This is a genomic window from Cocleimonas flava (assembly GCF_004339015.1).
Lineage (GTDB): Bacteria > Pseudomonadota > Gammaproteobacteria > Thiotrichales > Thiotrichaceae > Cocleimonas > Cocleimonas flava.
The window spans coordinates 1,020,429-1,030,468 of sequence record NZ_SMFQ01000004.1 but is presented as its reverse complement, the minus strand read 5'-3'; the positions used below and the strand labels follow the sequence as shown (position 1 = coordinate 1,030,468).

At 39.0% G+C, this 10,040-nt stretch carries 8 protein-coding genes; 5 read left to right on the top strand and 3 right to left on the bottom strand.

Annotated features, from left to right (window positions below; all coding sequences use genetic code 11):
• Positions 1–675 precede the first annotated feature (675 nt).
• Complete coding sequence (locus EV695_RS16405) at positions 676–978, bottom strand: hypothetical protein (RefSeq protein WP_131907044.1); 303 nt, start codon at positions 976–978, stop codon at positions 676–678.
• 148 nt (positions 979–1,126) lie between these two features.
• Entirely contained in the window at positions 1,127–1,978 is an 852-nt protein-coding gene (gene asd / locus EV695_RS16400) for an archaetidylserine decarboxylase (RefSeq protein ID WP_131907043.1), read from the bottom strand.
• An 82-nt stretch (positions 1,979–2,060) separates the two neighbouring features.
• Between asd and prmB the strand changes: the two genes are divergently transcribed.
• A complete protein-coding gene (gene prmB / locus EV695_RS16395; protein ID WP_131907042.1) occupies positions 2,061–2,987 on the top strand; it encodes a 50S ribosomal protein L3 N(5)-glutamine methyltransferase in 927 nt (308 codons plus the stop codon).
• A gap of 175 nt (positions 2,988–3,162) precedes the next feature.
• On the top strand, positions 3,163–4,077 hold the full coding sequence (gene lpxC / locus EV695_RS16390) for a UDP-3-O-acyl-N-acetylglucosamine deacetylase (RefSeq protein ID WP_131907041.1): 915 nt from the start codon (positions 3,163–3,165) through the stop codon (positions 4,075–4,077).
• Between the two features lie 100 nt (positions 4,078–4,177).
• Here lpxC and EV695_RS16385 read toward each other — a convergent pair whose 3' ends face one another.
• Entirely contained in the window at positions 4,178–4,597 is a 420-nt protein-coding gene (locus EV695_RS16385) for a hypothetical protein (RefSeq protein ID WP_131907040.1), read from the bottom strand.
• A gap of 44 nt (positions 4,598–4,641) precedes the next feature.
• On the opposite strand from EV695_RS16385, the gene EV695_RS16380 reads away from it, so the two are divergent.
• From EV695_RS16380 to argJ, 3 genes are all read left to right on the top strand, one after another.
• Positions 4,642–5,562: a M23 family metallopeptidase gene (locus EV695_RS16380; RefSeq protein WP_131907039.1), complete on the top strand. Its 921-nt coding sequence runs from the start codon at positions 4,642–4,644 to the stop codon at positions 5,560–5,562.
• A 364-nt stretch (positions 5,563–5,926) separates the two neighbouring features.
• On the top strand, positions 5,927–8,671 hold the full coding sequence (secA, locus tag EV695_RS16375; protein WP_131907038.1) for a preprotein translocase subunit SecA: 2,745 nt from the start codon (positions 5,927–5,929) through the stop codon (positions 8,669–8,671).
• Positions 8,672–9,883, top strand: a complete 1,212-nt coding sequence (gene argJ, locus EV695_RS16370) for a bifunctional glutamate N-acetyltransferase/amino-acid acetyltransferase ArgJ (RefSeq protein ID WP_131907037.1) — start codon at positions 8,672–8,674, stop codon at positions 9,881–9,883.
• The last annotated feature ends 157 nt before the right edge of the window (positions 9,884–10,040 follow it).

The following is a 10,040-nucleotide window of genomic DNA, read 5'->3' as shown; positions in this document are numbered from 1 at the left end:
AGTGTGGGGCTTCCCCATGTGAAAGTAGGTCATCACCAAGTTATTATCCTGAAAGCCCGTTCTAACGAACGGGCTTTTTTTATGCCTGCGATTTATATCAAACTACCCCCTATATTATCTTAAAGACAGATCGACCAACCTTGCTTTGAGATATGCAATATCTGTGGACTTTATGTAGATATACGCGTTGTTCATAGACGACAGTACTTTGAGTGTCAGATGACAGATTCATGTGAAGGATGCCTTAATTACATGAAAAGGATATATGAAAAAAGTACCCATTAGTACGGGGGTGGCTATAGATCAGAAATAGATGAAACTAACATTAGTATAAAGCTGACTAGTCAGAAATATTTACAGATCCTGTTTGAATAAAATCATTAAAGATAATAACTTAGGAGAACAAGCCTATTCATGAATCATGAATAAAAATATTTACTTAACAATAATTGCATAAGGAAAACAGTGACTGTTTCTTACATTGTTTAACCGTTTAGGAAGGCGTTTTTAATGAATGGATTTAAACAGAACTTATACTAAATGCTCTGTCTCAGAAGAAACTGTTAGTAGAAATTTATTGAAAATAAAGTGCCCTAAAGTAGGGGGGGTGTCTTAATTAATAGAGACAATGAATATGCCATCGAATATTGATGGCATATTCATTTATACTATTTTTTAATTAGTTTGCTTTTGTAAAACTGAAATACGTTGAGTAAGCGCGTTATACCTTTTTAATTGGTTGTCAGATAATATTTTTTTGTTATCTCTTAACGTTAATAAGTATGCACCTGCAGTATCTAAATTCTGTTTAGCATATTGTTTGGCGTTTGGATTAGTATTATTTGAAAGTACTCTTTCCGCACCTACTACAAGATCTTCTACAGTGTTTAGTCTTTTAGTCTGAACTGGGGCATTGCTGCAAGCTACGAGCAAAGTCGATAGAGTCATCGCTAAGAAAATCTTTGAAACCGTGATCACTGCTGTTGTCCTCCGATAATGATAATAATTGCTTAAGGATAATCTAACAAATCCTGCTATGGAACCAATAAGCGTATAAAATTAATAGGGATCTTAATGTTAATAAAATTGTTTGTATCAATATTTCTAACTAAGTGAAATGAGTTATCTATGTCTCAGATAAACTCTCTCCTAATTGCAGTGTTTGATCAACCTTCAATGAGTCACTTAGTTTAGGTGCATTATTTTGAAAAACTAAAATAACGGTAGAGCCCATATTGAAACGCCCCATTTCTTTACCTTTATCTAACTGAATATCTTTAGACTTATATGATTTGGCTGTAGTTGTCTCACCTTTGGGTGGTGTAATGAGCCCGTGCCACACGGTTTCTATCGCTGCTACATTGATTGCGCCGACTAAAACCATTGTCATAGAACCATACTCAGTATCAAAACTTGCCACAACGCGTTCATTTCTAGCGAAAATGCTTTTGACGGTTTTAACGGTATGTTTGGCGACACTAAAAAGACGGCCAGGTATATGAACTTGTTCTGTTAATTTGCCAGTGCAGGGCATATGAATACGATGATAATCACGCGGTGATAAATAGATGGTAATAAACTGCCCATTATCATAAAGATTTGCTCTTTCTTTGTTTCCGCCAAGTAGTTGCTCTAGGCTGTATGTAATACCTTTCGCCTGCAAAAGTTGCCCATTTTTTATATCGCCAAACTCACTAATAGTGCCATCAACAGGGCTTACAATTCGTGTGTCTGAAATAGGTCTTAATCCTTCTTTTAATTCTCGCGTAAAAAACTCATTAAACGTTGAGTAACTGGCAGGATCAGAATTTTTCGCTTCATCTAAGTTCACGTCAAATGCTTTGCTAAATAAAGTAATAGCTTTTGGCACTAATGGAGATTTAACTCGGGTCAACTTAAATACAATACGAGAAATAAAATGGTGTGGTAACGCATATAGCGCACCTGATTTGAGATAATCTAATAGAGAAGCATTCATTTAGTTAAGATCGGTTAATTAGTTAATGAAATAAAGCATAAAAAAAGGATAATACGGCATTCGTTAAAGGGAAACTATAGTAATGACAAAACAGATTGTAGAATACGATGCAGCTAACAAAGAGCTCTCGACATTGACTGATTTTATGCGATGGGGAGCGAGTCGATTTGTAGATGCTGAATTAAGTTATTCGCATGGAATGTCTTCTCCTTTAGATGAATCAGTATACCTTGTATTACGTGCTTTAAACCTTCCTGTAGATACACCTAATGTCTACTGGCAATCAAAAGTCACTGATACAGAAAAACATGCAATAGTCGCATTATTAAAACGTAGAATCGAAGAAAGAGTACCTGCAGCGTATTTAACTAAAGAAGGTTGGTTTGCCGGTTTACAGTTTTTCATTGATGAACGGGTTTTAGTGCCACGTTCACCCATTGCGGAATTAGTAGAAAACCAGTTTCAACCCTGGGTAATGCCGGATGAAGTTGAGAATATATTAGACCTTTGTACGGGTAGTGGTTGTATTGGTATTGCCTGTGCTTATGCTTTTCCTTATGCAGAAGTAGATTTAGCTGACTTGTCAGAAGATGCTCTGGATGTAGCTAGAATAAATATAGAAAAACATGATGCATCTGAACAAATAACTGCAATCCAATCCGATCTCTTTTCAAATATAGGGCAACGCCGTTACGATATTATTGTGACCAATCCCCCTTATGTTGATAAGGATGATATTGATGGCATGTCAGATGAATTCCATCATGAACCAGAACTTGGCCTTAGTTCTGGTAATGATGGGTTAGATTGTACGCGCCAAATTCTCGCTCAAGCTTCTGAATACCTTAATGATGAAGGTATTTTAGTCGTTGAAGTAGGTAATAGTCAGCACGCTTTAGTGCAAGAATTCCCTCAGGTTCCATTTCAATGGATTGAGTTTGAAAGAGGAGGGGATGGCGTGTTCATGTTAACCAAGCAGCAGCTTCAGGAATTCATTACGAAAAATTAATAGTGTTTCAGATCCAAATCGTGATCTGATGCGTTATGATATTTATATCTGAACTTTTTTGTGGAAATAGATTCTTAAATAAAGTGTGATATAATAATTCGTTAAGCATTCAGTAACGTAAATAACGTTAAACTCGCTTATTCAATAGAAAAATCAAACGGTCTTAGGGGACATTGTGCTAGCTCAAAGAACATTAAAAAGCATTGTTAACACAGTGGGTATAGGACTGCATTCTGGTAAGCGAGTCAATCTGACATTGCGTCCGGCTGCAGCTAATACTGGTATTGTATTCACGCGAGTGGATCTTGATCCTGTGGTCGAAATACAATCAAAACCTGAAAGCGTCGGTGAGACTGTTCTTAGTACAACGTTGGTTAAAGATGGCGTAAAAGTCTCAACCATCGAGCATTTAATGTCTGCGTTTGCAGGTTTGGGTATTGATAATGTTTACGTTGATCTTGATGCGGCTGAAGTTCCTATTATGGACGGAAGTGCTGCACCTTTTATCTTCCTTATTCAATCAGCAGGTATCGAAACTCAAAGTCGTCCTAAGAAATTAGTGCGCATCAAGAAACCTATTCGATTTGAAAATAATTCAGGCTGGGCTGAGCTCACACCTTATGATGGATTTAAGGTTTCATTTGAAATCGATTTTGATCACCCCGCTGTAAAAGACACGAAACAAACACTAGAGCATGACTTATCTATAGAGTCATACAATAGTGAAATTAGCCGTGCCAGAACCTTTGGTTTTATGCGCGATGTTGAAATGCTGCGTTCAAAAAATCTTGGCTTAGGTGGTAATTTCGGTAATGCCGTTGTACTGGATGAGTACCGAGTATTAAACAAGGACGGACTTCGTTATAACGATGAGTTTGTAAAGCATAAAATGCTGGATGCAATCGGCGACCTTTATACATTAGGCTATGGCATCATCGGTGCATACCATGGACATAAATCTGGTCATGCGATCAATAATTTATTGCTTTTAGAATTGTTAAAAAACCAGGATAGCTGGGAAGTAGTAACACTCACTTCTGATGAAAAACCACCTCAATTATACGTCGGTGACAATTGTCTGCTAGCTTAGTGAGTTTTATGTCTAAAAAGGCGTTACAAGAAAGAACTTAAGGCACCCCCCTACTTACAGTCGTTTTTTACAATTTGTGTATTTTAAAGAATGATGTAATTTAAGTTCTTTTATTCTTGTTTACTGTTAAGTTAAGCAAAGACTCTCTTAGCTCTTCATCATCAATCTCTTCAGCAATGTTGGCAAGAATCGCGCTGGCTTTGTCACCTATTTCATACAGTTTATTATCCGGCTTTGCAGGAGTGGCAGTCGGAGGGACTATCTTAACTTTGGTTTTCTTTAGCTCTAACAAGAAATGTTTATTAATCTCAGCGCAAATCACATTCATTTGATATTGAAGTTGTGTGCCTAAATAGGGATTATCGGTTAATAAAGTGAGTTGTTGTTGCTTCGTGATAACCCAAAGATTATGTTTGGATTTATCCAGGTGCATCAGTTTATAGACAAAATCTGACAGTTTGTCGTATCTTTTTATACTTCCCGTCAGTTGGGAGTTAACGAGTTGATTAATATTCTTCATTGTAGTGACTTTCGTATGGATACGATTTAGAACTGAAGCATACCATGAAAGTTATCTTCTTAAGTGACAATGGACGTCACCATCAGAAATACACAGTGAAACTGTGGTCCCATATAATTTTACCCTTATCGTTACTAACCCTTTTGGTTATTACTGCGCTTGCCGCTCAAAACTACTATTCAAAATACAGTGATGAAAATTTGCAGATTTCTCATAATGAAAAGAGATTGCTGAATAAATTCGATCTTCTGTTAAAGAAAGCTTCGGCATTAGAGGCAGAAATAGACCGGCTTAATACCTTAGGCAAAACAATCGCGACCAATAATGAAATCGATATTGCAGCTTTTCATCTTGATAATACGCCTGCAAGAGGTGGTTTTATCCCGAATAATAATAGTTTGGATTTAAACTCGGAAACACTTGATGAGTCAGATTTGATAAAAAGCATAGAATTGATTGAAAGCCGCTTGAAGCGACAGAAAGTCAGCTTCCAAAAGCTAAATAACGTTTCTAGTAAATCCAATAATTTTTCGAAAGCGTCATTCTCAACTGCTGGATTTTATTCCAGTCCTGTTAAAACAGGTTATATTTCATCAGCTTACGGTAAGCGTCGAGATCCTATCAATGGTCATCAACGGCACCACAACGGGATTGATATTGCGGCAAAGCTAGGTACTGAAATAAATACCATTGGAAGTGGTTTTGTTACCTTTGCGGGTAGAAAAGGTGGTTATGGTAATGTCGTAGAAATTCACCATTCAGATGCTTTAAAAAGTCGATATGCGCATCTACGAAAAATACTCGTAAAGAAGGGTGATGTGGTTCACAAGGGCGATAAAATAGCGACAATGGGGAAAACCGGACGAGCCACAGGGTCACATTTACATTTGGAGGTGTGGGAGAATGATAAGCCGACTAATCCAGAAGGGTTTATTAATATCGCCCTGAAAAACCTTAAAAAATAACTAATAGTCAGAATTAGATAATAATAAAAACAAGTCATTAAGGTACTTAACTGTTTAGTTGTAATATAATGCGCTTTTTTATATGCGGGTTGCTCTTGTATTACGTAGAAAAACCCCTATATCAAACACTATTCTGCAAATTTCTCGTGGGGACGAGTGATTAGTTATTAAATGAGATTTTTGCACGAAATGTTTGATGGATTAAAATGGCGTAAAACTTCCAGATTTCTCCTAAAAATGCGGTAAATAGCCGTGCTATTAACCTTGTTTTTAAGACAAATCTGAAATTTATGCTTTTTTATTTCATCATGATTTCGCGCAATGATCCCTAAATATTCCGGTTATCCGGGGGAAAAAAATAAATATGTTCGGAAAAGTTACCAAAAAGCTCTTTGGTAGTCGTAATGACAGGCTGGTTAAGGCTTATACCAAAAATACTAAAATAATCGCAGGTCTAGATGAAGAATATTCAGCTTTAACTGATGAACAACTACAGGCAAAGACACAAGATTTCAGAAATCGTCTGAAAGAAGGTGCAACGCTTGATGAGTTATTACCAGAAGCTTTTGCTACTGTTCGTGAAGCAGGCAAAAGAACCATGAATATGCGTCATTACGACGTGCAAATGATTGGTGGAATGGTGCTCAATGAAGGTAAGATTTGTGAAATGCGTACGGGTGAGGGTAAAACCTTAGTTGCTACACTAGCTGCTTACCTAAATGCGCTTCCCGGTAAAGGTGTTCATGTCATCACGGTGAATGATTATCTTGCTCGACGCGATGCAGAGTGGATGGCTAAGCTATATGGTTTCCTCGGTTTATCGACAGGTATTATTGTCAACGGGATGGATCAGGCGCAACGCCAGCAAGCTTATCAATGTGATATTACTTACGGTACCAATAACGAATTCGGCTTTGATTATCTGCGCGATAATATGGCTCATCACAAAGAAGAACGTGTTCAACGCGAGCTAAACTTTGCGATCGTGGATGAGGTTGACTCAATTCTTATTGATGAAGCCAGAACACCACTGATTATTTCTGGTGCGGCGGAAGATTCTTCTGAGCTTTATGCGGCAATCAACAAAATCGTTCCTAATCTGAAACGTCAAGAAGGCGAAGACGAAGAAAATATCACTGTACCAGGCGACTTCACAGTCGATGAAAAAGGTAAGCAGATATTCCTTACAGATGATGGTCATGAGATTGCTGAGAAGCTACTGCAAGAAGCAGGAATTTTGCCTGAAGGGCAAGGTCTCTACGACAGTTCAAGCATTTCAGTATTACATCACTTTAATGCAGCACTGCGCGCACATAACCTTTTCCAGAAAAATGTAGATTACATCGTTACCGATAACGAAATTGTTATCGTTGATGAATTCACTGGTCGAACAATGCCTGGAAGACGTTGGTCTGAAGGCTTACATCAGGCTGTTGAAGCTAAAGAAGGCGTTCATATCAATGCCGAAAACCAGACGATGGCTTCTATCACATTCCAGAACTATTTCCGTTTATACGACAAATTATCAGGGATGACAGGAACGGCTGATACCGAAGCATTCGAGCTTCAAGAAATCTATGGTTTAGAAGTGGTTGTTATTCCTGGAAACAAGCCATTGGCTCGTGAAGATGGTAATGACTTGGTATACATGTCTGAGGAAGAAAAATATCAGGCAATCGCAGAAGAAATCGAATACTGCCAGAAGAAAGGTCAACCAGTCTTAGTAGGTACGGCGTCAATTGAAACATCTGAGGTGCTTTCTCGTTTACTTAATGAAAAAGGCATCAAGCACGAAGTACTAAATGCTAAGCAGCATGAACGTGAAGCGAATATTATTGAAAATGCTGGTCAGCCGGGGGCTTTAACCATAGCAACCAATATGGCTGGTCGTGGTACCGATATCGTTTTAGGTGGATCTCTAGATGCTGACCTAAGAGAATTAGGTGAAGATGCGACTGAGGCACAAAAAGAAGCGGCAAAAGCTGAATGGCAGAAGCGTCATGATGCCGTAATTACTGCAGGTGGTTTACATATTATTGGTACAGAGCGTCATGAGTCACGTCGTATTGATAATCAGTTACGTGGACGTGCTGCACGTCAGGGCGATCCTGGTTCTTCTCGCTTCTTCTTGTCTCTGGAAGATAACTTAATGCGTATATTTGCCTCGGATCGTGTTAAAGCGATCATGCAGCGCTTAGGTATGGAGAAAGGGCAGGCGATTGAAGCAAAAATGGTGAGTAAGTCGATTGAAAATGCTCAGCGTAAAGTTGAAGGGCATAACTTCGATATACGTAAAAACCTACTTGAATACGATGATGTTGCCAATGATCAACGTAAAGTGATCTACGAGCAACGTGCAGAGCTTCTTGAAGCCGCAGACGTTGAAGAGTCGATAGCTTCATTCATCGAAGATGTGGTTGAAAGTACCATTGATCAGTATATTCCACGTCAAAGTATTGTTGAGCAATGGGACATTCCTGGCTTAACCAAGCACCTTAAAGAAGAAATGTCGGTAGATCTTGATATTCAAGGTTGGTTGGATTCTGATGATGAGTTGCACGAAGAAACGTTGAGAGAGAAAATCCTTCAGTCAATTCAGGGTATGATCAAAATCAAAGAAGATTTGATCAGTTCTGAACGTATGCGTGAATTAGAACGTGATGTGATGTTGCATGTTGTCGATACACATTGGAAAGAACACTTGGCTTCTATGGATTATCTACGTCAGAGTGTTGGTTTACGTGGCTATGCACAAAAGAATCCAAAGCAGGAATATAAGCGTGAAGCTTATGAAATGTTCGAAGAGCTGTTGGGTAAAATCAAAACAGACGTGGTGACTTTCTTAACGCGCCTGGAAATTACAGTTCCTGAAGATTTAGAAGCGCTTGAAGAAGAGCAAAAACTCTTACAAGAGCAAGAAGAAGTCGATCTGGATTTTGTCCACGCTGATGCAGAAAGCGCATTAGGGTCAAGTGATCCTGCCACTGATTTACCACCACCTGAGGCTATGAAGCCCTTCAAGCGTGATGTTGAAAAGGTAGGACGTAATGATCCTTGTCCTTGTGGTTCTGGAAAAAAATATAAACAATGTCATGGAAAGCTAGCCTAAATGCCTGTTAATTTCATACCTGCTTCTGAGCTTTCTCCTGTACAAGGAGTGAGATTAGCTTCAATAGAAGCCAATATTCGTTATAAAGATCGAGATGATCTAACCTTAATCGAGGTTTCTGAAGGCTCTAGTGTCGCAGGTGTATTCACCAAGAACGCTTTTTGTGCGGCACCTGTAACAATCTGTCGAGAGCATTTGAAGACCACTGATGGTATTCGTTACCTAGTTATTAACTCAGGTAACGCTAATGCCGGAACCGGCGAAGAAGGCATGACTTCAGCTGATCTTATTTGTGCCGAAGTAGCAGAAGAAGGTATGTGTAATCTGGATTGCGTATTGCCATTTTCAACGGGTGTAATAGGTGAGCAATTGCCTTATTGGAAGATCGTTGAAAAAGTGCCAGCGCTAATCGAGAGTCTGGATGCGAATAACTGGATGCGTGCTGCCAAAGCAATCATGACGACTGACACCGTGCATAAAGGTGTGAGTAAGCAATTAGAGATTGATGGCGAAACAGTGACCATTACCGGCATTTCTAAAGGTTCAGGAATGATTGAGCCGAATATGGCGACAATGCTTTCTTATGTGGCAACCGATGCAGCTATCAAGCAATCTGAATTGGAAGCTATTTGTCAGGACATTACCACGCAAACGTTTAACTCAATTAGCGTTGATGGTGATACATCGACGAATGATTCATTTGTATTAATGGCAACAGGTAAGTCTGGTGTTCAGCTTGATGAAAAGAATAGTGACAAGATTATCTCGGCACTAAGCGATGTTTGTCAGGAGCTTGCACAGGCAATTATTCGAGATGCTGAAGGTGCCACTAAATTTGTCACTGTCAGTGTTGAACAAGCCCCAGATTATGATTATGCAAAAGAAATAGCCTACACGGTTGCGCGTTCACCTTTGGTCAAAACGGCATTATTTGCCAGTGATCCAAACTGGGGACGAATTGTTGCAGCGATCGGGCGTGCTCCTGTTGAAAATATCAATATCAGTAAGTTAACCCTGTATTTGGGTGATACCCTGCTGATTGAATCTGGGGAACCTGCTGATAGCTACACGGAAGAGCAGGGTCAGGCAGAGATGAATAAAGAAGAAATTACCATCCGTGTGGTGTTAAATACGGGGGATGCCAAGGCCCATGTTTGGACTTCTGACTTATCTCATGACTACATCACAATAAATGCTGATTATCGAAGTTGATTAACGGCTTACTAAACGTTAGCTTGTAGAAAGAATCAATATTAAACGCCCATCTTGGGCGTTTAACGTATCTGGCGTTTCTACTTTACAGTAGTAATGTTTAATATGATTTAGTGGTCATAAACTTCGCTATTAATTATCGGGTTCGATGAATATG